Annotated in this window: 27 protein-coding genes and 2 pseudogenes; 11 read left to right on the top strand and 18 right to left on the bottom strand. The window is 52.3% G+C overall.

The window, feature by feature from the left end; all coding sequences use genetic code 11:
* Positions 1 to 2: 2 nt before the first annotated feature.
* The 4 genes and pseudogenes from QWV57_RS07270 to QWV57_RS07255 all read left to right on the top strand — a co-directional run bounded on the left by QWV57_RS07270 (position 3) and on the right by QWV57_RS07255 (position 3,706).
* The gene (locus QWV57_RS07270; RefSeq protein ID WP_129447624.1) at positions 3 to 431 is read left to right on the top strand and encodes a hypothetical protein; all 429 of its coding nucleotides are present in this window, start codon (positions 3 to 5) and stop codon (positions 429 to 431) included.
* Between the two features lie 161 nt (positions 432 to 592).
* A pseudogene (locus QWV57_RS07265) lies at positions 593 to 1,768 on the top strand (ISL3 family transposase).
* A gap of 170 nt (positions 1,769 to 1,938) precedes the next feature.
* On the top strand, positions 1,939 to 3,144 hold the full coding sequence (locus QWV57_RS07260; RefSeq protein ID WP_013523552.1) for an MFS transporter: 1,206 nt from the start codon (positions 1,939 to 1,941) through the stop codon (positions 3,142 to 3,144).
* A gap of 73 nt (positions 3,145 to 3,217) precedes the next feature.
* The gene (locus tag QWV57_RS07255) at positions 3,218 to 3,706 is read left to right on the top strand and encodes a PCYCGC motif-containing (lipo)protein (RefSeq protein ID WP_081212818.1); all 489 of its coding nucleotides are present in this window, start codon (positions 3,218 to 3,220) and stop codon (positions 3,704 to 3,706) included.
* A 174-nt stretch (positions 3,707 to 3,880) separates the two neighbouring features.
* Here QWV57_RS07255 and QWV57_RS07250 read toward each other — a convergent pair whose 3' ends face one another.
* From QWV57_RS07250 to QWV57_RS07230, 5 genes are all read right to left on the bottom strand, one after another.
* Positions 3,881 to 4,609 carry a 3'-5' exonuclease gene (locus QWV57_RS07250; RefSeq protein WP_033006931.1) on the bottom strand — a complete coding sequence of 243 codons (729 nt, stop codon included), beginning with the start codon at positions 4,607 to 4,609 and terminating at the stop codon, positions 3,881 to 3,883.
* Entirely contained in the window at positions 4,602 to 5,654 is a 1,053-nt protein-coding gene (locus QWV57_RS07245; RefSeq protein WP_015374638.1) for a DUF294 nucleotidyltransferase-like domain-containing protein, read from the bottom strand. The genes QWV57_RS07250 and QWV57_RS07245 overlap by 8 nt, the downstream gene beginning before the upstream one ends.
* 17 nt (positions 5,655 to 5,671) lie before the next feature.
* The gene (locus tag QWV57_RS07240) at positions 5,672 to 6,973 is read right to left on the bottom strand and encodes an ammonium transporter (protein WP_020756901.1); all 1,302 of its coding nucleotides are present in this window, start codon (positions 6,971 to 6,973) and stop codon (positions 5,672 to 5,674) included.
* A gap of 175 nt (positions 6,974 to 7,148) precedes the next feature.
* Entirely contained in the window at positions 7,149 to 7,556 is a 408-nt protein-coding gene (locus tag QWV57_RS07235; protein WP_015374636.1) for a VWA-like domain-containing protein, read from the bottom strand.
* Positions 7,557 to 7,706: 150 nt separating this feature from the next.
* Entirely contained in the window at positions 7,707 to 7,901 is a 195-nt protein-coding gene (locus tag QWV57_RS07230) for a YozQ family protein (protein ID WP_020755559.1), read from the bottom strand.
* A gap of 148 nt (positions 7,902 to 8,049) precedes the next feature.
* Between QWV57_RS07230 and QWV57_RS07225 the strand changes: the two genes are divergently transcribed.
* Both QWV57_RS07225 and QWV57_RS07220 read left to right on the top strand, forming a co-directional pair.
* On the top strand, positions 8,050 to 8,178 hold the full coding sequence (locus tag QWV57_RS07225; RefSeq protein ID WP_013145583.1) for a hypothetical protein: 129 nt from the start codon (positions 8,050 to 8,052) through the stop codon (positions 8,176 to 8,178).
* A 15-nt stretch (positions 8,179 to 8,193) separates the two neighbouring features.
* Positions 8,194 to 8,706, top strand: a complete 513-nt coding sequence (locus tag QWV57_RS07220) for a YndM family protein (RefSeq protein ID WP_060788300.1) — start codon at positions 8,194 to 8,196, stop codon at positions 8,704 to 8,706.
* A gap of 229 nt (positions 8,707 to 8,935) precedes the next feature.
* Here the strand turns inward: QWV57_RS07220 and QWV57_RS07215 are convergent, their stop codons facing one another.
* Both QWV57_RS07215 and QWV57_RS07210 read right to left on the bottom strand, forming a co-directional pair.
* Positions 8,936 to 10,126, bottom strand: a complete 1,191-nt coding sequence (locus QWV57_RS07215) for a toxic anion resistance protein (RefSeq protein ID WP_301101606.1) — start codon at positions 10,124 to 10,126, stop codon at positions 8,936 to 8,938.
* A 2-nt stretch (positions 10,127 to 10,128) separates the two neighbouring features.
* Positions 10,129 to 10,773 carry a 5-bromo-4-chloroindolyl phosphate hydrolysis family protein gene (locus tag QWV57_RS07210; protein ID WP_301101604.1) on the bottom strand — a complete coding sequence of 215 codons (645 nt, stop codon included), beginning with the start codon at positions 10,771 to 10,773 and terminating at the stop codon, positions 10,129 to 10,131.
* 160 nt (positions 10,774 to 10,933) lie between these two features.
* On the opposite strand from QWV57_RS07210, the gene QWV57_RS07205 reads away from it, so the two are divergent.
* On the top strand, positions 10,934 to 11,062 hold the full coding sequence (locus tag QWV57_RS07205) for a hypothetical protein (RefSeq protein ID WP_013145587.1): 129 nt from the start codon (positions 10,934 to 10,936) through the stop codon (positions 11,060 to 11,062).
* Between the two features lie 20 nt (positions 11,063 to 11,082).
* Positions 11,083 to 11,745, top strand: coding sequence for an SIMPL domain-containing protein (locus tag QWV57_RS07200; RefSeq protein ID WP_014195621.1), 663 nt, complete (start codon positions 11,083 to 11,085; stop codon positions 11,743 to 11,745).
* Here QWV57_RS07200 and QWV57_RS07195 read toward each other — a convergent pair.
* The 6 genes and pseudogenes from QWV57_RS07195 to QWV57_RS07170 form a co-directional block, all read right to left on the bottom strand.
* Positions 11,735 to 12,484 (bottom strand): zinc ribbon domain-containing protein, encoded by a 750-nt coding sequence (locus QWV57_RS07195; RefSeq protein ID WP_301101601.1) that lies wholly within the window; start codon positions 12,482 to 12,484, stop codon positions 11,735 to 11,737. The genes QWV57_RS07200 and QWV57_RS07195 overlap by 11 nt on opposite strands.
* A 134-nt stretch (positions 12,485 to 12,618) precedes the next feature.
* Positions 12,619 to 13,884, bottom strand: a complete 1,266-nt coding sequence (locus tag QWV57_RS07190) for an MDR family MFS transporter (RefSeq protein ID WP_238980582.1) — start codon at positions 13,882 to 13,884, stop codon at positions 12,619 to 12,621.
* Positions 13,885 to 14,094: 210 nt separating this feature from the next.
* Positions 14,095 to 14,829 (bottom strand): CAP domain-containing protein, encoded by a 735-nt coding sequence (locus QWV57_RS07185; protein ID WP_015374629.1) that lies wholly within the window; start codon positions 14,827 to 14,829, stop codon positions 14,095 to 14,097.
* 459 nt (positions 14,830 to 15,288) lie between these two features.
* On the bottom strand, positions 15,289 to 15,519 hold the full coding sequence (locus QWV57_RS07180; RefSeq protein WP_301101598.1) for a glycosyl hydrolase-related protein: 231 nt from the start codon (positions 15,517 to 15,519) through the stop codon (positions 15,289 to 15,291).
* A gap of 79 nt (positions 15,520 to 15,598) precedes the next feature.
* Positions 15,599 to 16,352, bottom strand: a pseudogene (locus tag QWV57_RS07175) (SIS domain-containing protein).
* A gap of 146 nt (positions 16,353 to 16,498) precedes the next feature.
* The gene (locus QWV57_RS07170; RefSeq protein ID WP_011230936.1) at positions 16,499 to 17,935 is read right to left on the bottom strand and encodes an NAD-dependent malic enzyme; all 1,437 of its coding nucleotides are present in this window, start codon (positions 17,933 to 17,935) and stop codon (positions 16,499 to 16,501) included.
* Between QWV57_RS07170 and QWV57_RS07165 the strand changes: the two genes are divergently transcribed.
* Positions 17,904 to 18,326 (top strand): hypothetical protein, encoded by a 423-nt coding sequence (locus tag QWV57_RS07165; protein WP_133051530.1) that lies wholly within the window; start codon positions 17,904 to 17,906, stop codon positions 18,324 to 18,326. The genes QWV57_RS07170 and QWV57_RS07165 overlap by 32 nt on opposite strands.
* On the opposite strand, the gene QWV57_RS07160 is transcribed toward QWV57_RS07165, so the two are convergent.
* On the bottom strand, positions 18,295 to 18,846 hold the full coding sequence (locus QWV57_RS07160; protein WP_015374626.1) for a DJ-1/PfpI family protein: 552 nt from the start codon (positions 18,844 to 18,846) through the stop codon (positions 18,295 to 18,297). The genes QWV57_RS07165 and QWV57_RS07160 overlap by 32 nt on opposite strands.
* 145 nt (positions 18,847 to 18,991) lie before the next feature.
* Between QWV57_RS07160 and QWV57_RS07155 the strand changes: the two genes are divergently transcribed.
* Both QWV57_RS07155 and QWV57_RS07150 read left to right on the top strand, forming a co-directional pair.
* Positions 18,992 to 19,720 (top strand): NAD-dependent deacylase, encoded by a 729-nt coding sequence (locus tag QWV57_RS07155; RefSeq protein WP_060787951.1) that lies wholly within the window; start codon positions 18,992 to 18,994, stop codon positions 19,718 to 19,720.
* Positions 19,717 to 20,589 carry a fructosamine kinase family protein gene (locus QWV57_RS07150; RefSeq protein ID WP_020755542.1) on the top strand — a complete coding sequence of 291 codons (873 nt, stop codon included), beginning with the start codon at positions 19,717 to 19,719 and terminating at the stop codon, positions 20,587 to 20,589. Before QWV57_RS07155 ends, QWV57_RS07150 begins: the two co-directional genes overlap by 4 nt.
* Positions 20,590 to 20,613: 24 nt before the next feature.
* Here the strand turns inward: QWV57_RS07150 and QWV57_RS07145 are convergent, their stop codons facing one another.
* The 4 genes from QWV57_RS07145 to QWV57_RS07130 all read right to left on the bottom strand — a co-directional run bounded on the left by QWV57_RS07145 (position 20,614) and on the right by QWV57_RS07130 (position 26,231).
* Positions 20,614 to 22,707 carry a GDYXXLXY domain-containing protein gene (locus tag QWV57_RS07145; RefSeq protein WP_060787952.1) on the bottom strand — a complete coding sequence of 698 codons (2,094 nt, stop codon included), beginning with the start codon at positions 22,705 to 22,707 and terminating at the stop codon, positions 20,614 to 20,616.
* Between the two features lie 146 nt (positions 22,708 to 22,853).
* Positions 22,854 to 23,894, bottom strand: a complete 1,041-nt coding sequence (locus tag QWV57_RS07140) for a coiled-coil domain-containing protein (protein ID WP_301101592.1) — start codon at positions 23,892 to 23,894, stop codon at positions 22,854 to 22,856.
* A gap of 176 nt (positions 23,895 to 24,070) precedes the next feature.
* A complete protein-coding gene (locus QWV57_RS07135) occupies positions 24,071 to 24,667 on the bottom strand; it encodes a phosphatase PAP2 family protein (RefSeq protein WP_060787954.1) in 597 nt (198 codons plus the stop codon).
* 79 nt (positions 24,668 to 24,746) lie between these two features.
* Entirely contained in the window at positions 24,747 to 26,231 is a 1,485-nt protein-coding gene (locus QWV57_RS07130; protein WP_060787955.1) for a glutamate synthase subunit beta, read from the bottom strand.
* Between the last annotated feature and the right edge of the window lie 35 nt (positions 26,232 to 26,266).

Here is a 26,266-nt window from a genome sequence, read left to right as displayed (position 1 = left end):
AATTGCAAAAAATAAAAGACGAACGATTATTATTGAAAAATCTGCAAAATTTACGAATTGCCTACATTTTACAGACGCTTGGAATCATCGGAATATTAGGCTATGACCTAATAACAAAAGGAATAGATGGAATGAGAGAAAATCCATTATGGTTTGTGTTTATCCTTACAACGGTCGTATCAGCTTTCTTATCAATGAACATTAGTGTGGAATATGAAAGTCAAAAAAGGTCACCCAAAAAAGGATTCCTAATATCACTTGTTGTATTAACACTTATTTCAACTATAATAGGAATCCTCACATCATTAAGTGAAGGCTTTACTGCAATTAATGGTGTTTTAATTGCAGGAATAATTTTTATATGTGGAATCGTTCCGATTTCTTATCTATATTATTTGAGAAAGAAAAGAATAGATGATCATACAGATTGAAGGAATAAACAATTGGAAAAACTTTTTAAAAAAGGCTCTTCACCACAAGTTGTACTTGATCATTGAAGATCGGTGTGCATAGAGAAAATAGAGGGTACAAAAAATGCGAATTTTCCTGTATGGTAAAGGTGTCCAAACCAAACCATTGGAGGAAAATTCGCATGTACGCTCAGTTTATCAAAGAACTCATCGATTTACCAGATGTTTTGATTCAAAAGGTGCGAAAAGAAGAAGAACGTTGGATTTTCGAACTTTCTCTTCCCGAACAATGCCCGTTATGTCCTGTTTGCTTGAAACGCACGATCAAAATGACAGGAAAAAAGAAGCAATGGATGCATGGGTATGCTCAACGGATCGGCATCTTTTGGGTGGAACTCCCTGTGGAGCGTAGACGTTGTTGTACATGTGGCATGACATTCAGCACGTCTTATCCCGGAATTTCCCCTCGAAGTGCAGCGACGGATGCGTTTCAGCAATGGGTGGCGCAATCTTGCATCGGAACATCCATTCAGGCGGTGGCTCGTATGCTCAAGCTTCCGTACACGACCGTTGAACGCTGGTTTTATACTCATGCCCCTTCCTTCCTATCGAATGACATCCAACCAAAGGCAGTTTGTGTCGATGAGTTTGCGTTTCGAAAAGGACATGATTACGGAGTGGCAGTCATGGATGCCGAAACGGGAGAAGTGTATGCCGTTGAAGCAGGAAAGAACGAGGAAGCCATTGGACGTGTGTTGGCTCCTGTGTCTGGTTCTGTTCAGTATGTCGTGAGTGATTTGGCTCCAGCGATGAAAAAAGCCATTCAAGGGGTGTGTCCGGAAGCGAAGCATGTGGTCGATTCTTTTCATGTGATTCAATTGTTTACGGAAGCGTTGGATCGATGCCGCCAATCCTTCGGAAAAGGGAACAAGAAACACGGGCATGTTCGGTATGTTTGCCGCTGATTGACCCAGTGTCCCGAGAAACTCACCGAGGAGGAGCGCCAAACGGTGCGGGAGTGGCAGAAAGAGAGCGATTCCTTGCAGGCTGTCTATCAATCCCTTCAACATTTTCGTTATGTATCCAAAAGCCAAAGCGAGCGACAAGCGAAACGTCGTTTGAACGCCTGGGTTCATCGGTATTTGTTTTGTCCTTGTTCTGCTGTTCGCGCCATCGCAAAATCACTCGTCAAACGAACAGACGAAATCATATCGTGCATTTTATCCCCTTATTCAAATGGGAAAATGGAGGGAACAAATAACAAGATCAAGCTGATGAAACGTCGGGGATACGGATACAGAAATATCCAGCGTTTTGCATTGCGGGTTCGGCTAGAAATAGCTAACATACTTTCATGACAGGTGCAAGTACAACTTTTGGTGATGAACCAACTATGAGCATACAACTAGAAAAATCAAGTCAGAAGTATTATCATAATTTTTACACAACTCTTATTCAACGCAGGCGGAGGCGTCACATCGCCGCTCCCCCTGCCATTTTTCCTTTTATGGGGGAAGGAGCGTGATTCATGGGCCAAGAAGCATTGTGGACAAAACACTTTGCCAGCCTTTTTATTTGCAATTTTTTCTTGTTTGCCAACTATTATTTTCTTTTGGTCACCATGCCGATTTACGCCATTCATGACTTGCACGTCGAGGAATCGCTGTCAGGGCTTGTGTCGGCTGTTTTTTTGGCGGCGGCCATTATCGTCCGTTTTGCCGCCAACCAGTTTGTCGAACGCTACGGGAAGCGATTGATGCTGAGATGGTCTCTTCTTCTTTTCATTACATCTTCCGTATTGTACCTATTTTCCCACAGCCTGCTCAGTTTGCTTGCCATCCGCTTTTTGCACGGCTTAGGGTTCGGCATTGCCACGATGGTAGGCGGAGCGCTCGTCGCTGATATCGTTCCATCGACACGGCAAGGGGAAGGAATGGGCTATTTTGTTTTGTCCTCCAATCTCGCTATGGTGGCTGGGCCGTTTTTCGGCCTCTTTTCTCTTGAACGCCTTGGGGCGTTTTGGATGCTGATCATTGCGCTTGTATGCACCGTCGCTTCTTTCCTTTCTGCGCTGTCTATCCGTTCGGCAACGCCGCAGGCGAAGCAGTCATCTTCGAAACTGCGAATCCAGCTGTCGCTGAAGCAGATGATCGAGCCTTCCGTGCTACCGCTGGCGTTCATCGGTGCATTGTTCGCTTTGACGTACGCGCCCGTGCTGTCGTTTGTGTCGGTCTACGCCAAATCGCTTCATCTTGGGGAAAGCAGCAATCTCTTTTTCGTGATTTATGCTGCGGTGCTGCTTGTTTCCCGTCCGTTTACCGGGAGATGGTTTGACGCACACGGACCGAAGGCGCTTATTGTATTTTGCACATCTTCATTTGCCGTCGGGCTGTTTTTGTTAAGCATAGCGAAAACGACAGGAATCTTTTTATTAAGTGCAGCTTTGATCGGAATGGGCTGGGGCAATTTGTTTCCGGTTTTGCAGACGATGGCGATTCAATCAGGCTCTTTGTCGCGCAGTTCTTCTTCCCTCGGCACGTTTTTATCGTTTTTTGACGTTGGCATCAGCGCCGGCTCTTTTCTCACCGGCGTGCTGATGGCCTCAATCGGATTCCGACCGCTTTACGCCGGAGATGCATTGTTTCTGCTCGCTGTTTTTGCCCTTTATTTCGCCATGATCGAAAAACGACGAAAACACAAACACCGCCACGCCCAACAACAGCAACGCGCCTGACCATACGACGGTTGCCGCCTGCCGCGAAGTATGGTACATTCAAAATGCAGACTGTACGGAAAGGAAGAAGAGGATGAAACAACTGACATGGATCGCCACATGCATGTTGTCGCTCAGCGTTCTGCTCTCAAGCTGCACCGATGACGGCGTTCAGGAACAAAGCCACTCGCAGATGACGAAAACCGCCACCGGCGATATTCGCGAAACAACAAAATCGATCGAGCATTTGCCAAGCTTTTTGAGCGCGTTTGAAGAAGAGATGGCGGTCTTGTACCAGCAGGCGGCCGAACACCGCGAGCTGCTTGAGAATATCCCTTGCTATTGCGGCTGCGGGCAATCAGCTGGCCATAAGAACAATTACGACTGCTTCGTCTATGAAAATAAACAAGACGGCTCGGTCGTCTGGGATGATCATGCGACCAAATGCGGCGTCTGCTTGGAGATCGCCGCCGAATCGATCGCCGCTTACGATCAAGGGAAATCGATCAAAGACATTCGGCATATGATCGATGAAAAATATAAAGAAGGCTACGCCGAACCGACGCCGACCAAACCGCTCTAATACCAGCAAAAAAAGCGCCAAACTTAGCGCTTTTTTTTTTCGTTCAGCCGATGCCCTAGGCCAAAACGACATTGATCCTGTAAAATCAACTCTTTGTTCACGGCGAACTCGATCGCTTGGCGAACAATGACCATTCTCCACCAACCTTCCAGCCCTCTGCCCTGCCTAGGAGCGTCAGTGGCGGCTGAGCGCCGCGTACAAATCGTGCAACGTATCGATGCCGCGCCCGTGAAGCTCCTTAAGCAAAATCGCCCATAGCTTCGTCATCGCTTCGACATCGCCGTCGGCCGTATGGCGGCGCGGGCAACGGATGCCGTAACAAGCTAACGCATCGTCAAACGTCGGGCACGAATGGCCGATCAGCGTCATCATCGGCTGCAAGTCAAGAAATCGTCCGCTCCATTTTTGCCGATAATGACGCCAAAGGGCATGGCGCAAAAACGCCAAATCATGACCGATATGATAGCCAATTAAGACGCCGGCGGCAATAAACGGCACAAACGTGCGCAGCGCCTCGGCAAGCGGCGGAGCGAACACCACATCCTTCGCCTCAATGCCGGTCAAGGCGGAAATATGTTCCGGAATCGGCTTTTCCGGCTTGACGAGCGTCATGTACGCATCGGTCACGACTCCTCCAACCGTTTTCGCCGCCGCCATGGCCAAAATTTCATCGCCTTGCTCCGGGGAAAAGCCGGTCGTTTCCATATCGATGATGACAAACGGGATGTCAGTCAAACGGTCATGCCAATCGATGATGTGCTGTTTTTCCTTTTGCAGCGAGCGAAGCCATGTTTCCTGTTGCAGCGAATGGTCATGCCCAAATAAGGCGGATGATGCCTCGCGCGGAACGCCGAGCGACAACAAGCGGAGCGCCCGCTGCCAAAAACGGTGCCGCTCATGCATGAATGTTAGCCACCCGCCGGGCGACAAAGCGCTGCAACCGTTTTGCGGTGCGCATCGCTTGCTTCAGCTGCTTTTGCTCTGTCCGCTCAAGCGTCCGCCATAACACATATTCACGCCCGTCCCCCGCCTCGGTGCTGTACTTAAGACGAATCGAATAGTAAACAGACAGCGCCTCGCAAACGGCGGCGGAAAGCGGCGCCGTCAATACGCCAGCCGCCTCAAGCGTCCGTCGCCGCTCAGCCGTGTCCGCCGCCGGGACGCGCGCAAAACAGGCCAACCATTTTAAGGCATTGGTGAGCTGCACGTAGCCGCTTTGTTTCATATGAACGGCCCCGCTGTGCGGCCCCCATCGCTCCGTTTGCACGTTGCCCAGCCAACCGAGCGGAACCGGAGGAAATTGAACGTGCTCCCCCATGCGCGCCAACAGCGGCGGCCGTTTGGCCACCGCCGAAAACAGCATCCTCCTGCCCTCCTCAGCCAATTCCGTCTCGCCATAAAGCGGACGCATATCCATCGCGATCAACAAAAAGCGAATGTCGTTCGGCCACCCGCTGTCTAAATAGGAAGAAAGTTGTTGCTCCCAACCGCGGACCGACTGCGCCCACCGCTTGTTCGTCGCCATCACGTAACCGGAGCAGTAGGGATACCCAGCCTCATGCAACATGTCCACCCCAACCGCCGCCATATGGCGGATGAATTCATAACAAGCCGCCTCCTCTTCCTCAGGACAGTCGAATAAAATGCCGTGGTCCTGGTCCGTCCAAATCGTCGGCTCACGTCGGCCGATGCTTCCCATCACATACCAGCACCACGCCGGGGGACGAATGCCGACCGACCGTTTCATCGTCTCCCGCTCCGCAAGGAAAAACGCGCGGCGAAGGATGGCTTCATGCACGCAAACGACGTCGCCTGCAAGCTGCTTCATTTGTTCAGATGCCAGACAGCGCCGCAGTTCGCGCGCCAGTTCATCATGACAAAAACGAAGTTCGGCGGCCGACTCGGCTTGGTTGAGCCGCTCGACCACCTTTGCCGCCAACGATTCCATCACCTTTCCCCTCCTGGCTACTGCTGGGCGAGGGTCTTGGGCTGATACGCCGGATCGAGCTGTTCCGGATAGCCATAAGAACCGTGCTCGCTAATATCAAGACCTGAAATTTCTTGTTCCGCCGTGACACGCAGCCCGATCGTTTTCTTCAGGGCATATAAGATGACAAACGAAACAGCAGCGACATACACCGCAGCGCCGAGCACCCCGACCGTTTGCACAATCAGCTGATCAAATCCGCCGCCGTAAAACAGTCCAGCCTTCCCGATGCCCGTGATCTCGACTAAACGCGGCGAGGCGAAAAACCCGGTTGAAATCGTGCCAATAATGCCAGCGACACCATGGACGGAAAAAGCATAAATCGGATCGTCAATCCCTTTGCGTTCAAAGTAGATGGATGTCCAGAACGTAAACGACCCCGCCACTGCACCGATCACAACCGCCGCCCACGGTTCGACGAACGCGCACGCGGCGGTAATGGCAACCAAAGCCGCGAGCACGCCGTTGACCATCGCTGGAATGTCCGCTTTGCCGACCAAAATTTTCGCCGTCACAATCGCGGCGATCGCTCCCGCCGCGGCGGCCAAATTCGTCGTCAGCGCGACATAGCCGAAAAATCCGTCGCCAACCGCCATCGTGCTGCCAGCGTTAAAGCCGAACCAGCCGATCCATAAAATCAATCCGCCAATGACCGTATATACTTGGTTATGCCCAGGAATGACGTTTGGAGTCTTATCTTTATTGAACTTGCCGATGCGCGGCCCGAGCAAAATGGTAGCCACGAGCGCCGCAATCGCGCCTTGCAAGTGGACAACGGTCGAACCAGCGAAATCTTGCATTCCCATTTTCCCAAGCCAGCCGCCGCCCCACACCCAATGGCCGATCACCGGGTAAATGGCGATCGTAAAAATCGTGCCAAAAAGAAAATAAACAGACAGTTTCGCCCGCTCAGCGAAGCCGCCCCAAGCGATGGCCAGCGACACGCCGGCAAAGCCGAGCTGGAATAAAAATTTGAGCTCGAGCGGCACATTCGCCCACGACAACGAGTCAAACGTTCCTTTTCCTTCTTTTAAAAACCATCCTTCCGTCCCGATGAAGCTATTCCCAGCCCCAAACGTAATAGCAAAGCCGAACGCCCAAAACGCCAATGAGGCGATGGCAAAGCTTAAAATTTGTTTGCCAGCCACATGCCCGGAGTTTTTCATGCGCGTTGATCCAGCCTCAAGCAAAGCAAACCCTGCCTGCATACCGATGACGAGCACCGCCGAAAGCATGACCCAGAGGGCATCCAGCCCAAGCGTCAACGTTTTTTCATCCATTTACGCATCCCCCTTTTTGTTATTTTTCATTCCTTTTATATGTCATAATATATAACAAAAATGCACCAAAAGCAATGTCTGTTTTTGGTTGTAATCGGTTTCATTCACAAAAAACTTGTTAAATTTCCTAACAAAAAGAGAATGCCCTTCATCACGAAGGGCATTCCTCACAGTGTTACGCCACGCGAATCGGCTTGCCAAACGGCACGCGCGGCATATAATCGTCCGGCACAAGCCAAAACACTTCATAGTCGACTTCGAGTTCTTCATAAAAATAGCCGGTTACATCGGTGATGTAAAACAACGTATCGATTTTTTGCGCAGCGGCCCATTCCAGCACTTCGGTGTACGACGATTTCCCGTGCTTGAAATATTGAATCGTCGCCACGCCAACCGGAGATACATCGCGAATTTTAAAATCCGCTTGGACGAGCAGCGTGTCCGGGCGCAGCTTTTCAAACAGCTTCACAATGTTTTGAATGAGCATTGGCCGCTCCGGACGGTTTGATGTGTCGATCGCCAACGCGATGGAATGGTCTTTCCGCTCTTTGAGCAACGCCAATAAAGCCCGCTGCCATCTCACGATGATCATCCCCCTTATATCGGTGAATCGCCGTGCGCACTACTAGTATAGACGACGATGGGGGAAAGTACGAACTGTTTTTCTTTCCTTTTTCCCCTCCCGTTTCACAAACATCAACCAAAACGCCAAGGAACAGCTCCTTGACGTTTCTTACTCCCGCGGAGAAAGGGGGATGTCTGAGCCATTTTTGTGTTCGATCGTGGCCTCGATGGTTCCCTCCGCGTACATATCGCTCACTTGTTCATGTGTTTCAGCCAATGCTGAACCAAGAAACGAAGCTGCCTCATCATTCGACGGGACATACTGCTGTAAAGCCATCTCAAGCGATTGTTTGTTTTCCGCCATCTGTATTCCTCCTTGTTCATGCCGTTCATTATATTAATGTAGAACAGGGGGGGAAATAAAAAGAGGAAGTTTATGGATCATGTATGTATACATCAAGACAAACGCGGCAAACTAACGATAAACAAATGGAAAGAGAGGATGATGGCTAATGAGACAGCCAAAGCAAAACAACAGCCCTGAACAACAAGAAAAAAAACAACAACCGGACAAAGACAGGGAAAAACAGCCGGGATACGGCGATAAAAAATTGGAAGGACCAAACCATCCAGCAGAATAAAGGCGGCGAATCCCAATGAGACATTTGCTTGCGTTAGTGCTGAAATATTTGCTGACCACCACGGTGATGTTTGCCATTTTACCGCTGTTTTTGCGCATTTCATCGGCAGAGATTTTATGGTTTAGCCTTTGGCTGACGCTTGTCGCCTATGCGCTCGGCGACTTGTACGTTCTGCGGCGCCTTGGCAACGTCTCAGCGACGATCGCCGATTTTGGGCTTGTGTTTGTAGCGGTATGGATCGGCATCGGCGCGTTTTATGACATCGCCGGCGCCGCCATATTAAGCGCGGCGTTTTTTTCCGCCCTGCTTGCGGCGATGGGGGAATTGCTGTTTCACGCCTATGTGCTGCGATTTGTCACTGTCGAGCACGGTGAAAAAGACGCTCCGCTCATCGGCCGCCAATGGCAAACGGAGGCGGCGGAAGAGTTTGACGTCCGCGCCGCCCGTCCGGATGACAAAGATCGTGAACGAGCGGAACAAGAAAATGATCGGTACGGTCAAGAGCCTCCTCATCCCCCTATTCTATAAAGAAAATGGAGGCTGCACAGCCGGGATGCCGGCCGCTTCAGTTGACAGTCCGTCCTCCTCCCGTTCAAAACCAAACGGATGGCAAGTGAAAAAAACGGGTGTCTTCTCGTTCGCTAGACACCCGTTTCGCATGAGGCTCTTTGATTTTCTGGCGCTTTCTTCTACAGCCATGGACGGATCCATCGACCGCTTGGCCGCAAGCCGAAACAGGGCAATCTCCTATCCGCCCTTATTGCTCCGGTCGTTTCAGCGCAAGCAGCGTCTGTTTCAATTCCGCTTCCATCGCCGCCAGCTCGCGTTCGGCCTGCTGCCGTTTTAATCGGCCTTCCGCTTGGATTTTCAACGTTTCTTCGAGCGTAGCGATCAAATTTTCTTGTGTTCGCTTCAACGTTTCGATATCAACCAAGCCACGCTCGTTTTCCTTGGCGATTTCAATGCTGTTTGTTTTTAACATCTCCGAATTGCGCAATAACAGCTCATTCGTCGTTTCGGCGACCTGCTTTTGCGCCGCAGCCGCCCTTTGCTGCCGAAACAGCGTCAAAGCAATCACGACTTGATTTTTCCAAAGAGGGATGGCATGCAAAATCGACGATTGAATCCGCTCGACAAGCGTTTCGTTCATATGCTGAATCATGCGGATTTGGGGCGCAGTCTGGATCGTCACTTGCCGGCTGAGCTTTAGGTCATGCACCCGCTTCTCAAGCCGATCGGCAAACTGACGCAAATCTTGCACCTCTTGCCATGCCATTTGGTCGCCGGAGCGCTCCGCTTCCGCTTGCTTTTCTGGAATCGTCTTCGTCCGCAGCTCTTCGAGTTTGTATTCCGCTGCCGCAATATAAATATTGAGCGCTTCAAAATAGTCTTTGTTTTTTTCATAGAGCGTCTCAAGCATCATGATGTCGCGAAGCAACAAATGCCGGTGCTTCTCAAGCCGATCAGCGATTTTGTCAATTTCAACGCCGATTTTTTGGTATTTCGCCACCATCTCTTGCAGCGGCTTGGCCACTGCGCCGAACAAGCGGGACAGCCACCCTTTTTTCGCCGGCATTAGGTCATCGGGGTTGACCTCCTTAATTTTGGCCATCAGTTCGCTGATCACTTCGCCGACCGGCCCAGCGTCTTTCGTTTGCACATGATGCAAAATCGCATGAGAAAACTTCGACAGCTCGGCTTGCGCCGCCACACCGTATTGCAAGACGGCCTGATGGTTGGCCGGGTCGATTTGTTTGGCGAGCGCAAGCGCTTTTTCCCGATGCTCAGGCTTCAACGCATCAAGCGCGCGCGCCGGCTTTTCTTCCTCCTTGAGCCGCGGTTCGGCCGGCGAAGAAAACGGCTTTGCAAGCAGCTCATCAAGGGAACTTGTCCGTTCCAGCCCTTGCAGCCAATCCGTCGATTCCATCCCGTGATTCCGTTCGTCCATCGTCATTCTCCTTTCTTTGACAGCGGCAGACGAAGCCCATCCGATTGTCGGAGCGATCGCTCGAGCCATTTCGCTTCCGTTTGCAGCGACCAGATGTCGTTCGATAACACCTCAAGCAACTGCCGTTCAGCCGCTGAAGTCAGCTCGTCAAGCACTCTTTCCGTCTCCTGCAACGCTTTTGCCATATCGGCGCTTTGCACCGGCTGTTGCGCCAAATAAACGTATTTCTCCACCATCTCCACCGCCGTCGGCCATTCGTTTAAGAAAAATGGCTGGGCGAGGCGCAGTTGATGTGGTTGTTGCTCGATGGCGCGAATGATTCGATCGACGATGGCACTCAACCGGGAAACCGTTTGCCACATCACCACAGAACGAAGCCGATAGCGAGCGCGACGCAGCCGCTTCCATAACGCGCGCGCTTCGCCAAGCTGGCTGCGAACGTAGACAAGCTCCTCAGCGGACACATCAGCCGGCAGGCGATGATGCCGCCTTTTCATGATGGCGGACACCCCCCACATCGCCCCCATTCCGGATAAAATCGAAGGCCAAAAGCGAAAATCAGTAGCGATGAATACGATCACCGCGACGATGACCCCTGCGTTCCATGAGACAAACCAACGCCATATCGTACGAAGCAGCTGCTTCATGGTCCCTCTCCTTCTTTAATCTTTTCTTTCATTATAGCATGTCCATTCCATGATACGTACAAGCGCCCAAAGAAGTTTCATCGCCAACTGGACGGCGCGCATAGGACAATGGCCGTTTCGAATAGGCTATAGTAACAGGGCCATCGAAAGGGGAATCGGGATGAAAGCGATCAATTGGCAGCTTGTCTCCTTTGTCGCGATCTCGCTGTTGAAAGAATATTGGTGCTATGCCGGACTGCCGCGCGTCTACTATTGGCAGGCGGCGGATGATGACAAAAAAACTGCCTAACAGCAGAAGGAGGGAACACGATGCAGCCTTGGCACCGCCCCACACCGCCAACCGCCTCCCGCGCCGCACTGACCGTCACCGGCCAAGGGACAGTCATCGCCAAGCCAGACACCGTCCTCATTGCGCTCGGGGTGCGCACCGAACACGTCCATATTCAAGAAGCGCTTGCTGACAACGCGAAACGCACCGACGCAGTCATTGGAGCACTCAAGGCGCTTGGCGTGCAAACAGAAGATTTGGAGACGACGGCGTTTTCCATCTATCCCCAATACGAACATCACAATGGAGCCGACGTATTATCCAGCTATGGAGTCGAACATTGGCTTGAAATCACCGTCCGCGACCCTAAAAAAGCCGGCGCCATTTACGAGGCGGCCGTTGCCCATGGAGCAAACCTCGCCCGCGGCTTGGAATTCCGTCTAGCAAACGAACAAGCCTATTACCAGCAGGCATTGGCGTTGGCCGTGAAAAACGCCAAAGAAAAAGCGCTGGCCATCGCCCGCGCTCTCAGCTTGCCTCTTTATGACACGCCGATTGAACTGAAAGAACAGTCATCGATCCGGCCGACGCCATACGGTCCGGCTGTTCTCAGCGTTCCCTCATCAGCGCCGCCTGTGCAGACGCAAGATGTTGTCATTACCGCCGTCGTGGAAGCGGTATTTGCTTATTCGTTCATTTCGTGATGTCGACTTCATGGACACGAGCGCCGCCAAACAGCTCGACGCGGGTGGTTTTCTTTTTCCCGTTCGAATGGACGATGGTCACAGCGTACGCGCCCGGCAAATACGGGCCGATTTTTTTGACAAATGGGTCTTTCGTCGCCTCCTCTTCCGTTTTCACCCCATTGACGACAAGCGACGCCTCCGGATCATCGACGCGCACATGGAGAAAATAGAGGGCTGGCTCAAACACATACCGGTCCTCAAACACATGAATCGTAAACACCGGCGGGTGAGATGTCAATCCTTTAATATACACGTGGCCGCTCTTGCGCTGGCGGGCAAACTCCCGATCTAGCTGTTCATACGCTTCTGGGTGCCGTTCCACATACGCGAACAACGGCGCCAACGTTTTCTCGTTGATCGGCACGCTTTCCGCCGTCACCCGCAGCATCGCCTGCAAAGCGGCCACATCGCGGTCTTCGATCGCATCTTTTAAGCGCATAATCGCCATTTCTCGGCTCGCGGCCGTCTTCAACGCCCCATACCCGCTCCAAAGAAGCGTGCTCGCCCCCCACAGAACGACGATGGCGACAAGCAGCCAGCCGATGAGACGGTATTGCTTTTTTCTCCTCTTTTCCCGAGACAAAACGCGCGCCTGCTGCCTCTTTTCGCTGCGCGCCAACGCCGCGGCGCCGTTCTGACCGCCGCGGCTTCCCGTTCCCCCCTCAATGGCATCCGGTTCGAACACGCGCGGTTTCATGAGCGCTTCCCCTCTCCTTCTCGCTGTCTAGTTCCACTTTATGTCAGAGACAGGGAATATATGTTACACGAACAACGGTGCGCTTTTTATTATACCCGCCTGAGCGAAAAACGGATAGCCGTTTGCACCGCCCATTATCGCGAAAACGAAGCGTTCGGTCGCTCCATTCGCCGCCCGACTTGTTGAAACATCCAGGCGTATAAGGCCGCGCTTCCTAGCGCCAGCATCCCAAGGACAACAAACGTCCATGCATAGCCGATCCATTCCGCCGCGGCGAGCGACAGCGGCGCCAACATCCGCCCAATCGTAAAACGGAGACTGGCGGCGGCAAAATATTGGCCGCGCATCGCCTCCGGAGCCAAGCGGGAAATGAACGACTGCTGCAAGCCAGCTGTCATCAACTCAGCCAGCGTAAACAGCGCCATGACCGCGATCAATCCGAGCAGCGAAGACGTTTGACTAAACAGCCACATCGAGATGCCGTATAAGACGGATGAACCGACAAACGCCTGCCGCTCCGAGTAGCGAGACATCCAACGCGTCACAGCCACCGTGCATAGTGCGACCAACAGACCGTTTTCGGCAATGAGCCAACTAAAGGCGCTCGCGCCGTCAATCGTCCATCCTGCCCATGTTTCGGCTTCGACCGTTTCTTTTGTATATACCGGGATCAGCAAGTCAAGCTGTGTAAACGTTTGTGCCACCAACACTCCAGCAACGATAAACAGGAAAAAGACACGGTCGCGGACAATGATGGCATACTGCTTGAACTGCGTGCGCAAAAAAGACTGCCATGTCCCTCTCCTTTGTTGGCCGGCTGCGGCTAGAGGCGCCGTCTCACGCAACGTTTTGGAGAGCAGTGTTGCCATCGCAAAACATGAACATGCCGCCAAAAGCAATAAGGCAAACCGATGCTCAGCATAAAAAAGACCGCCAATTGTCGGGCCGATGACAACCGAAATATTGATGGATGTGTAAAACACAGCAAACACATCGCTCCGGTCTTTCTCCGGAACCACATCGGACACCATCGCCTGGCTCGCCGGCCAATAAAATGACCCGCAAATGCCAGCCAGCGTAAAACTAAGAAATCCAACAAACGGCGACGACCACCAAGGGGAGCTGGCCAAGGCGAAAACGAAAAACGCCGCCCCCTGTCCATAGGCGGATAACACCATCATCCGCTTGCGTCCGAATACATCAGCACAATAGCCGCCCATTAAATTGGTGATGACCGAGAACAACTGCGAAACAATCAACAACAACCCCGCTGTCTCTTTGCCAAAGGCATCGGCAAAATAAATCGATATAAACGGAAAAAACATCCAAAAGGTCGTATTCATGAGCGCCTCGCCAAACAGGCGCACTTTTAGGTTGCGGTCCCAATCGCGTATTCGCATCCGCTGTCCCCCTAATCTTTCGTCTTTCGAATTTCTTTGGAAATTATATCATATTTTGATAGGGGATCGGAGAAATATTTTTCAAATAAAAAAGGGCTGAACCAAAAGGGTGTTTTTCCTTAAACGAAACACAACATATTGTTTCATGACTATATAAAAAAGGTGTCCCGATCCTTTTGGGACACCCTCGACTTGCATTTCGTTTGTCTCTTACTTGCGGATGAATTGCTGTGTCCAAATATATCCATTTTCTTCAAAACCAACGCCGATATGCGTAAAGTTTTTGTTCAAAATGTTTGCCCGATGGCCTTCACTGTTCATCCACGCATTGACCACTTCTTGCGGGGTGCGTTGGCCTTTGGCAATGTTTTCCCCGGCAGCCGTGTACGAGATGCCGAATTTTTTCATCATCTCAAATGGAGAACCGTACGTCGGGCTGTTGTGCGAGAAGTAGTGGTTCACCGCCATATCGCGCGATTTTTCGCGGGCGACTTTGCTGAGGGCCAAGTCAACTTGAAGCGGCGGCAAGCCGTATTTTGCCCGCTCTTTATTCGTCAGTTCAACGACTTGTTGCTCATAGGCGTTTAAGCCAGTTGCTTTTTGCGGCGCTGCTGTTGGGGCCGTCGCTGGCGTTTTTGCCGATGCTTGCGTATTCGCAGCCGGTTTCGTCGCTGGCTGTTTGACCGTTGCCGGCGCCTGCGGTTTTGTCGTTGGCTGTTTTGCCGCCGGTTGTTGGGTTGCCGGTTTTACCGGTTGGAACGACACGAACGGGAAGTATTGTTGCAGCCATTTCTCAAAATCTTGAACGTTTGTGCTGACATATTTTACTTGATACGCATTCGCTGTCGGACACGTCGTCCCAGCTGCTTCCGTTTTCGTTGCCGCGAACGAAGCGCCGGCGAGCGCGACCGAAGCGGCGATGGTTGCTAACGTTTTTTTCTTCATCGGAATTCCTCCTTGTATCCTCTATTTGAAAGTTTCAGAGATCTTGCGTCCGTCAGTCATGCCTACACGATGAGATTCGAAGAGGAACGGTTTCGTTGTTCCCTTGCCTTCGCCCTCATTATAACACGGGTTTTTTGTAATATTTTTGGGCTAAAATGGAAAAAAACGCAGGCTGGCAACACCCGGAAAAACAAGCGCTTGTTTTCATTGCCAGTTGGCTGCCCATCACGGCAGTTGCAACGATTGGAAGCGGCATCCTTTCACTAACTGCCCTTCCTTTTTCCCCTCTATTATTCTAGCCACCCACATTTTTCTAGGAAAAAGGGAGTTGACAGCCTCTTTTTTGGACCATTTCGTTTAACAATTGTTACAGCTGTGTTACAAAACAGATAATCATGTTTCTCCTGTTGTGTCAAACAGAAAAAGCCGGGGTTGCAAGCCCCAGCTTTGATGACCATTTTATTCTTTATCAACGACAAGCACGGTTTGCACTTCGTTCGGCTTCACCTCGACCACAAACGTTCCGCATTCGTCCGCCGTGAGCGAGTCAAGCAGCTCCTCGTTGAGATTCGTGCGAAAAACGCCCGAGAACGGCTTGTTCCATTGGAACGCCGCCGTCGTTATCGTTGGCGTTGAATTGTAAAAGAGGAGCTTATCGGCATACAGCCGCACCCGTTCGTCAAAGCGCATCGATCTCCATCCCCCACCGTCTCATCGTTTGCTACTATTTTAACAAGAACGGATGGCGATTGGCTATAGAGCGCCTCTTCTATTGCGATAGTTGATGCCCCTCAACCAACACCGGAATGCGCGCTTTATACTTCTCCACCCATCGGCGGTTATGTTCATCCGCCCCCTCAATGTTGCCGCTTAAAAAGACGGGCGGCTCAAATCCATTTTCCACCATGAGGACAATCGCCTCGGCGAAAACGGCGTTTAAAATCGCGCTGCCGATCACGGTCGAAGTAGGGGCAAATGACGGAAACATTCGGATGAGCTAAAATCGCGTCTCCTCTCACACAATGATTGTCAATCACCAAGTCCACCACTTCATACAATAACCGACCGCTCTTATGCCGCGACGGTTGACTCTTCGAATATTCCAAAGATGTAATCGCGATCGTATACGCTCCTTTCTCTTTTGCCGCCAACGCCACATCAATCGGAACCGGATTGCGCCCCGATGTGGACAACACAAAAAACACATCTTCAGGACGGATATCCTCATGATTGATAAAATGTTGTGCGAAATCATTCATTCTCTCCAACATGGACGACCGCACCGCCCCTTCGTGAAGCATCAGCGGCTCGACAAAGATCGGTTTCACCGGAACAAGCCCTCCCGCCCGGTAAAACACTTCCTCTGCTAAAATATGAGAATGGCCGCATCCGAATAACTGAACGATTCCGCCGTTTTGAATCGCTTCGCTTACCATATGGGCGGCCTTTTTTAGATTGTCCTTTTCATGGCTTAAAACGAGTTCCAGACGTTCATTGATTTTTTGGAAATATTGATCGATCATCGGCCATTCGCCCCTTAAGCGCTTGGTTTCCTATCCCTAAACTAGATTTAGCCCGCCGCAGCCACGGTTAGACCCGCTCCTGCAGCCAAAAAAACGGCTTCCCCTATATAAGGAAGCCGTCCGTCGGTTCCATCGCATTCCTTGCTTTACTGCCCTGTATATCCGCCAACCGGGATATTGTCCTTCCGCGCCACCCCAGTGCGGTAAGCGGCTTCGATGACCGCTTGTCTGACGCGTTCAACGACTTTGCTGTTGAAGACGCTCGGGATGATGTATGTTTCGTTCAATTCATCCTCCGTCACGACAGAGGCAATCGCCTTCGCGGCAGCGAGCTTCATTTCCTCGTTAATTTCTCTCGCCCGGCAGTCGAGCGCCCCGCGGAAAATGCCCGGGAAGCAAAGGACGTTGTTAATTTGGTTCGGATAATCAGAACGTCCGGTCGCCATAACGCGCACGTACGGTTCGGCCAGCTCCGGATCAATTTCCGGAATCGGGTTGGCCATCGCAAACACGATCGGGTCGCGCGCCATTTTTTTCACATCTTCCACTTTTAAAATGCCGGGAGCTGAGACGCCAATAAACACATCTGCGCCGGCGATGACATCGGACAAGCTTCCTTTCAGATTATCCGGGTTCGTGATTTGCGCATATTCTTGCCAATACGGATTTTCATACGTTTCATCGCGATGGATGGCGCCATGACGGTCGACCCCGATAATGTTGCGTACGCCGGCCGCAAGCAAAATTTTCGTGCAGGCGATGCCAGCGGCGCCAATGCCGGTGAGAACCACTTTAATGTCCTCGAGCTTTTTGTCGACGATTTTCAACGCATTAAGCAACCCGGCCAAGAGCACGACCGCCGTGCCGTGTTGGTCGTCATGGAACACCGGGATGTCAAGCTCTTCCTTCAACCGCTTTTCAATCTCAAAGCAGCGCGGAGCGGAAATGTCTTCGAGATTAATGCCGCCAAACGCCGGAGCGATCGCTTTCACAATTTGGATGATCTCTTCCGTATCTTTCGTGTTCAAGCAAATCGGAAACGCGTCCACTCCGGCAAACTCCTTAAACAGCATCGCTTTCCCTTCCATGACCGGCATCGCCGCATACGGGCCGATGTCGCCAAGCCCGAGCACCGCCGTGCCATCCGAGACGACGGCTACCGTATTCCGTTTAATCGTCAGCGAATACGCCTTGCGCGGATCCTCAGCGATGGCCGTGCAGACGCGCGCCACGCCCGGCGTGTACACCCGCGACAAGTCATCACGCGTTTTCACTGGGATTTTTGAATTTGTTTCAATTTTCCCCCCGATGTGCATCAAAAACGTGCGGTCGGAAACGTTGATGATTTTGACGCCTTGAATTTTTTTCAGCGCCTCAATGATCAAATCGCACTGCTTCGTGTCGAGCGCGCTGACGGTGATGTCGCGCACCGTATGGACTTTGCTTGATGAAATGACGTCAATCCCGACAATGTCCCCGCCCGCTTTGCCAATCGCGGCGGCGATATCGCTGAATGAGACGATATCTTTTTCGAACTGGAGACGAATCGTAATGTTCATTGCTGCCCCGCCTGGTAATGCCATAGATAACCGCCTTCCTTTTCTCTATTTCATGGTAAGACACTCTATGGTACAAATGTTATCTCATGAATGGGAAAAAGACAACCCTTATCCTCCATCAACCTCTTTTCCGCGGCCGCTTCTTGCTTACCGCCGCATTGCGTTTAGGCTTGGGGCTATGCGGTCCATTTTCGAATTCGCCACCGGTGCGGCCATCCCATTCGGCATCTATTGGGCAATCAAAGCACGGAACAAAATGGAGGTCGCCAAGCAACCATCTGTCCTGCCGCCCCACACGGTTGGTCTGAACGGCAAACGGTCGGGAACACAACAAAACAACGGCCTCCCTTCCTTTCACCCAAAGGGAGGCCATTCTCTTCCACTTATTGAAGCAAGCGGAGAAATTCACGCATAAACGCCGGCAAATCCGGCCACGCATGAGCGGAGACAAGGTTGCCGTCAACATGGACCGTATTGTCAGACACATACGTTGCTCCGAGCGCTTCGACACCGGGTTTGCAGGCAATATACGCTGTCAAGCTCCGTCCTTTCAACAAATCCGGCATCGTTTCAAAAATGAGCGAGGCGTGGCAAATTGCGGCAATCGGCTTATTCGCTTCAAAGAAATGGCGAACGATTCGTTGCACGTTCTCATCAAGGCGAATGTATTCCGGAGCGCGCCCGCCCGGAATGACCAATCCGTCGTATTGCGCCGGGTCAACCTCGGGGAACGACGCATGAGCGTCGATCAAATAGCCTTGTTTTTCTACATACGTATCCCAATCGGCAAAATCATGAACGACCGTGTGCAGTTTCTTTTTCTTCGGCGCGGCAATCGTCGCTTCATAACCTTCTTCAAGCAAACGGTAATACGGATAGTATACTTCAAGCGCCTCAACAGCATCACCCGCGATGATCAGCACTTTTTTGCTCATGGATTCCCGCCTCCTTGTCCATTTTTTTCTTTCATTTCTATCATACTGGAAACGAGTGAAAAGGAAAAGTAAAATGATTGGTGGAAAGGGATGAAGCAGCAGAAACGAGAGTCGCTATGGTTGCGACAGTAAGGAGGGAAACGGAATGACCATCACCTCATGGCTGGCCGCCTCGCGCCGCACCGTTGTGCTGACCGGCGCCGGCATGTCAACCGAAAGCGGGCTGCCCGATTTCCGCTCGCCGCGCACCGGGCTGTGGGCGCGTTTTAACCCGAGCGAACTCGCTACCATCGATGCGCTGTACCATCGCCGTGAATCGTTCGTCGAGTTTTACCAATATCGCATTCGCACATTGCAACAGTGCCAACCGCATGACGGACACCGCTTGTTGGCCGATTGGGAGCGGCGCGGGATCGTGCAGACGATTGTGACGCAAAATGTCGATGGCTTTCACCAAGAAGCAGGAAGCCGACGCGTCATCGAACTTCACGGCTCGCTCCGCACCGTCCATTGTCAGCGGTGCGGGGAGTCAAAACCCAGCTTTGTCTATTTGCACGGTGTGTTGACGTGCGAATGCGGCGGAGTTTTGCGCCCGTCGGTCGTGTTGTTTGGCGAGCCGTTGCCGGAGAAAGCCATCACGGAAGCATGGAAGGTTGCCCAACAGGCTGATCTATTCCTCGTGCTCGGCTCCTCCCTGCAAGTGTCGCCGGCCAATCAACTGCCGCTTGTCGCCAAACGAAACGGTGCGAAGCTTGTCATCATCAATTGGGAGCCGACTGACTTGGACGATCTCGCCGACGCTGTCATTCACGGCCGGAAAATCGGCGAAGTGCTGAACGAGCTCAATGAGCAATTGGCGGAGGTGAATCCATGACTAAAGAAATCATGTTGCAAATGGCGCTCGAATCGATCGGCGACCACTCCCCCATCCGCCATTGGCGCCGCGTCTCGGGCGGCGACATCAATGACGTCTATCGCGTCCAAAGCGGCAAACAAACGTACTTTATCAAAATGCAACGTTTCCCGCCGAGTGGATTTTTCGCTGCCGAACAGATGGGCCTCGAGCTGATCAGGCAAGCACGCGCCATCAACGTTCCGCATACCTTCGGCTTCGGGGAAGCGGACGATTGGGGCTGGCTCGTCTTGGAGTGGATCGAAGGAGCAGAAACGGAACAGACGGCCGAACAGCTCGGCCGCGGCCTTGCCCGCCTCCATCAATGCCGCGGACCGGCGTTTGGCCTTGACCGCGATACCTATATCGGCATGCTGCCGCAGCGCAACGGCTGGTACGGCCGCTGGCCCGACTATTACCGCGACGCCCGCCTTAGACCACAAATGACGCGAGCGGCGGCAAGAGGCCTCCTGCCCGCCAAGCGGCGCAAACGTCTCGAATGGCTGCTCGAGCGGCTTGACCAATGGCTCCCAGATGACTGTTTTCCGTCGCTTTTGCATGGCGATTTATGGAGCGGCAACTGGATTCCAGGGCCAGACGGAGTGCCGTATTTGACCGATCCGTCTGTTTTATATGGCCATCATGAGTTTGAGATCGCGTTTACCGAGCTGTTTGGCGGCTTCCCATCCCGATTTTACGACAGCTATCGCGAGCTTATGCCGCTCTCGGCTGATTATCATGACCGAAAACCACTCTACCAGCTGTTTTACTTGCTCGTTCATCTCAATTTATTTGGCGAAACATACGGCAACGCTGTTGACCGCGTGCTGGATCGTTACGCGGGGGAGTAGTTTTTCCTGCTTCCCCCGCCATCCTTATTCAGCACGGATCGCTTCGAGCAGCGCATCACCGTTTTCGCTCACGCGCACATAGGCAAACCGAACATTCTCTTGCCGTTTCATCCCCGTTTTTTCCGGAATGAAATACGATTCAATGCCATACACGACTTGCGGGCCGTGAAACGTACCGGTGATGATCACGTCCCCCGGTTGCGGCGTGTATCCCGGCCTTTTTTCCCCATTGACCATATATACGCCAGCCAAACGGTGCACCCCGTCCTCTCCTTTTCGCAGCCCGACTTGCACCCGTCCGCTTCCGTCAAGCGACGGAATGGTGGAAATATCGTACCGAAGCTGAATATAATCCCCTTGCAGCATGGAACGTGGATCGATCGGCTCAAGCTCCAGCTTTACGACGTCACCATATCGCAGCAATCGCTCTTTTTGCCACACGGTATAGCCTAAAAATGAAAATTGAGCGATCACGACTATGAGCGTCAACAACGAAACGCGCCGCCCCCAGCGCACGCCCCGCCCCCATGTGAAGCCATTTCGTTTCTCAAGCCATACCGCCCATGCGAGCAACACCGCTCCCGCCGCCAGCAAACTGACCGATTTATGAAGCAAATTCCATGCGAGTTCATAATATTTCAGCACGAGATAAAGCGCTGTGTACACCCAAGCGGTCTTCCGCTCCAGTTGCCGACCGCGGAAAAGAAAGAAGGCAAGCGCCAAAATCATGGCGATATTCAACGTCACGTACAGTCCATCAGCCGCAAACACATCAACGCTTGTCGCGATCCCAAGCGCGCCGAACGCCAAGACAAGCGGAGTGAGAAACGGCGTTCCGCGAAAGCGGCCATACGCATACAACCCGCCGCTGACCAAAGCCAAGGTGAGCAACACCTTCCGGCCGTCATCCATCACCGAACTTAAGGCGATCCCGAAATAGACCGTCAGCGCCACCGTCGTCAACCGGCGCACTCCGCTGTCTGATGATCCGATGACGCCAATCGCGAGCCCAATGGCATAGAGGAACAGAGCCGACCGCGAGACCTCCCACGCCATCGCCACCCCGAGCCCATAGCCAACAGCCAGCAGTGTATAACGAACGACCGGATTCCAACGCCGACCAAATGAGGCAGGAACGACAAACCCAAAGATGGAAATGAAAAAGAGCACGTAAGGAGACCATGACTCTGTCCAAAGGAAATACAAGCCAAGCAGGCTTTGTATGGCCAACGCCGAAGCCGCGAGCGTGACAATCGCTTGAAACACCGCCAAAAACCGCCTTCCAGCTTTCGTCTCCGCTGAAAACAGCCCAGCCCGCCGCAATAGCACAACGCCGCCGTATAGCACTGCAGCGGCTGCCATAAGCCCAATAAGAAGCAACCACGTTTCAAAATGATCAGCGAGCAGGCGAATGTATTGAATGAACAAAAACAGTCCAGCAAACAAACTCGTCAACAACACGTACGGCCGCTGCTTGGCGATGACAAGAAAATAATAAAGCAACACGGCGAGCAACACGGTATACACGTATGGCCACCATGCGTCGCGCCCATAGGAAAAACCGGTTACATCAATCACAAGCAGCCAACCTTGCATGGCCATGTAAGCCAAGCAAGCCATGAGCGGTGTCCGAACGAAAATAAAAAGAACACCGTTTACGATCACGAATAACGATAGCACGCCAAACGAAGACCATTCCGTCCACTCAATCCGATAAGCGGACGGAAAATAATAAAACCAGCACGCAAGCTGCAGCAACCCAATCGCGATCACAGACAGCACCTGTTCTTTTGTCAGTGACGCCAGCACAGCAGTCGGCGCAAGCCAGGCAAGAAACAGCCAATAACTGTCAGCATGCGAATTGTAAATTTGTCCAAGCAACGCCAACGCAATGCCAAATGACAACACCCCGCCGATCAGCATCCAGCGCCCTAAGAAACGATGGCGGCCCCAAAGCGCCGCGCTTGCGATGTAAAATGCCGCCATCACGCCGATGCTGATCCCGACTTTCACCTCTCGCCCCATCTCCGGCCAGTTGGCGGCAAAAAAATACACAATGCCGGCAATGATGCACAAAAACGCCAACGCATACCCCGTTTTTACGATACGGGCCGCCATATCGCTTCCCCCTTGTGACTTGATCTTTTCTATAACATATGCTGAAAAAGCTGTCTAGAAGACCAGTGAAAACACGCCTTATTCCATCGCATTTTCCTAGTTACCACCGGCCTTTTAGACTTTTTTCTTTGTTGCGGTGAAGAACATTATGGTTGGAGATAATTTTTTAAGTGGAAAATTTCCATATCATGCTCTGCGACTTTTTTCATCAAATAATCGATGGATGCCTGTTTAGAAGAGAACTCGCGCGAAGCCATATCAAGAGCGGCCTGATGCTTATGAAGCATGTTCTCGATGTGGCGAAAATGGCTCCGCATTTCTGTTGTGAGGTTGTCAACTTTTTCTTCGACCCGTTCAACTTTCGCTTCAAGCCGTTGTTGCCCTTCTTTGAGCGTTTGCACGTCGCCCTTGATCATGTCCATGTCCGCTTTCAACGTTTGCACGTCGCCTTTGACCGCGTCCATGTCCGCTTTCAACGTTTGCACGTCGCCTTTGACCGCGTCCATGTCCGCTTTCAACGTTTGCACGTCACCTTTGACCGCGTCCATGTCCGCTTTCAACGTTTGCACGTCGCCTTTGACCGCGTCCATGTCCGCTTTCAACGTTTGCACGTCACCTTTGACCGCGTCCATGTCCGCTTTCAACGTTTGCACGTCGCCTTTGACCGCGTCCATGTCCGCTTTCAACGTTTGCACGTCACCTTTGACCGCGTCCATGTCCGCTTTCAACGTTTGCACGTCGCCTTTGACCATGTCCATGTCCGCTTTTAATGTGCGCACATCCTCTTCCACCCGGTGAAGCCGCTGTTCCAAGCGGGCTTGTCCCTTCTGTAACAACTGCACTTCATCTTCCAGCCGCGCCTGTCCTTCCTTGAGCGCTTGCACCTCGCCTTCCAAGCGCGCCTGTCCTTCCTTGAGCACCTGCACTTCTCCTTCGAGGCGTGCTTGCCCTTCTTTGAGCGCCCGCACCTCGCCTTCGAGGCGCGCCTGCCCTTCTTTGAGCGCCTGCACCTCGCCTTCGAGGCGTGTCTGCCCTTCTTTGAGCGCCTGCACCTCGCCTTCGAGGCGCGCCTGTCCTTCTTGAAGCGCTCGGACATTTCCTTCGATCCGATCGAGCCGCACGTGGATGGGATTGAGCTTTTGGTCAAGCAGTTCGGCCATCATTTGCACGAGTTCGGCTTGCTCCATCGTTTCACCTCCTTTTCCCCATTGTATCATTGTCTCGGTCAACGCGATAGTATAGAAAAAGAGATTTTCTCCCTAATTTCGACAACGGCAAAGCTCAACACAAAGCCGCAAAATTTGCTTTTCACCGCGCGAAATCAAAACAAAAATCGTTTTTTGTCCATGTTCTAAAATCCGCTTCAGCGAGTGAACCTACGGTAAAGAGCCAGGCAGGCTGATACATAGGCAACCCCGAGCAAAAACCCACCAAGCACATCAGATGGATAATGCACTTGCAGACTTAACCTGCTTAAGCCAGTCAACAGGGCAAGCGCTCCAAAAACGCCGTAAATCGCGGCCCGTTCGCCGCGCTTCGGGCGTGTTTGCGCCAAAAAGTACGCCAAAAGCAACAAGTAAATCGTCCCGATCATCGCGTGACCGCTCGGAAAACTAAATCCCCCGATTTCAGCATGAGGAGGTCGAGGCCGTCCAATGATATGTTTTAGCCACTCATTGATGCCATATCCCCCGCCGACCGCGATTACAACCAACGCCATTCCGTAGACGTCGCGGCGAAAAAACCATAAACCAATGACAAGCATAATGCTGATGGTGCCAATCGTCTTTCCATTGCCAAGAAACGTAAACGGGTCAAGCCAATTCCAATAATCAAACAGACGCAGCCCCTCTTCATCCATTCTCTCCGTCCATCCAGCGGCCACGCCTGTCCAAACAAGCAAAAAAAGGCCAAGACTCATAGCCGCAGCGATCCATAATCGTCGATTCATGCTGAGCATCACTCTCCTCCTTATATCTTCTTTTCCAGAAAAACAAAAAATCCTCCTTAAAAAGCGGTGCTTTTTAAGGAGGGATCCATCACCACGGCAACTTTGTCTCTCCCATCAGGAACCGATCGACTTCACGAGCCGCCCCTCGGCCTTCATGGATGGCCCAGACGATCAAGCTTTGGCCGCGGCGGGCGTCGCCGGCGGCAAACACGCCCTCGATGTTTGTTGTATATTTGCCGTATGGGGCTTTCACTTTGTTGTTGGCCGTTTCAACGCCAAACTGCTTCAACAACGGCTGCTCTGGCCCTTCAAACCCGATGGCGATAAACACCAAATCGCACGGCCATACTTGTTCCGTCCCCGGAATTTCTTTAAAGATCGCTTTGCCGTTTTCATCGATGATTTTTTCCATTTGAATCGTATGCAGCTCTTTCACGCGGCCGTGCTCGTCGCCAACGATTTTCTTTGTTTGAATGCAATATTGACGCGGGTCGGCGCCGAATTTCGCTTTTGCTTCTTCATACGCGTAGTCAAGCGTAAAGACGAGCGGATATTGCGGCCACGGATTATCGTCCGGGCGCTTGTCCGGCAAGGCAGGGTGTTTGCCGAACTGGACGACGCTTTTGCAGCCTTGGCGCAGCGCGGTCGCCACGCAGTCGGCCCCCGTGTCGCCGCCGCCGATCACAATGACATGTTTGTCTTTGGCATCGATAAACTGGCCGTCGGCAAAATTCGAATCCAATAAACTTTTCGTCACGCCGGTCAAATAATCCATCGCAAAATGGACACCCTCAAGCTCCCGGCCTTCAATGGCCAAATCGCGCTGCTTTTGCGCACCGATGCACAAGACGACGGCGTCGTACTGAGCACGCAGTTCGTCAGCCGTAATATCTTTGCCGACTTCGGTGTTCGTAATAAACGTGATGCCTTCCTCTTCGAGCAGACGCACCCGCCGCTCGACCACTTCTTTTTCCAACTTCATATTCGGAATGCCGTACATCAACAATCCGCCGATGCGGTCAGCGCGCTCATACACCGTCACCGAATGGCCGGCTTGGTTGAGTTGGTCAGCGCAGGCCAACCCGGCCGGACCGGAGCCGACGATGGCCACCTTTTTCCCCGTGCGCGTCTTCGGGATGCGCGGTTTCACCCATCCCTCGGCAAACCCTTTATCAATAATGGCCCGTTCGATTCCTTTAATCGCAACCGCTGGGTCGGAAATGGCCACCGTGCACGATCCTTCGCACGGCGCCGGACAGACGCGACCAGTAAATTCTGGGAAGTTGTTGGTCTTTAAAAGTCGGTCAAGCGCTTCTTTCCAACGACCTCGGTACACCAAATCGTTCCATTCCGGGATCAAGTTGTGCACCGGACACCCCGAGGTAAGGCCGTTTAGCTCCAATCCCATATGACAAAACGGCGTGCCACAGTCCATACAGCGGGCGCCTTGGCGGGCCAGCACGTCTTCGGAAAACGGCTGCGTGTATTCTTTCCAATCATCGAGACGGGAAAGCGGATCGCGCTTTTTCTCTTCCTCGCGTGCATATTCCATAAATCCTGTTGCTTTTCCCACGATGGTTCCCCTCCTTCTTTCCGTACGTATCCTCT

The organism is Geobacillus zalihae, from assembly GCF_030414215.1.
Taxonomy (GTDB): domain Bacteria; phylum Bacillota; class Bacilli; order Bacillales; family Anoxybacillaceae; genus Geobacillus; species Geobacillus zalihae.
This window is presented reverse-complemented; position numbering and strand designations above follow the sequence as displayed.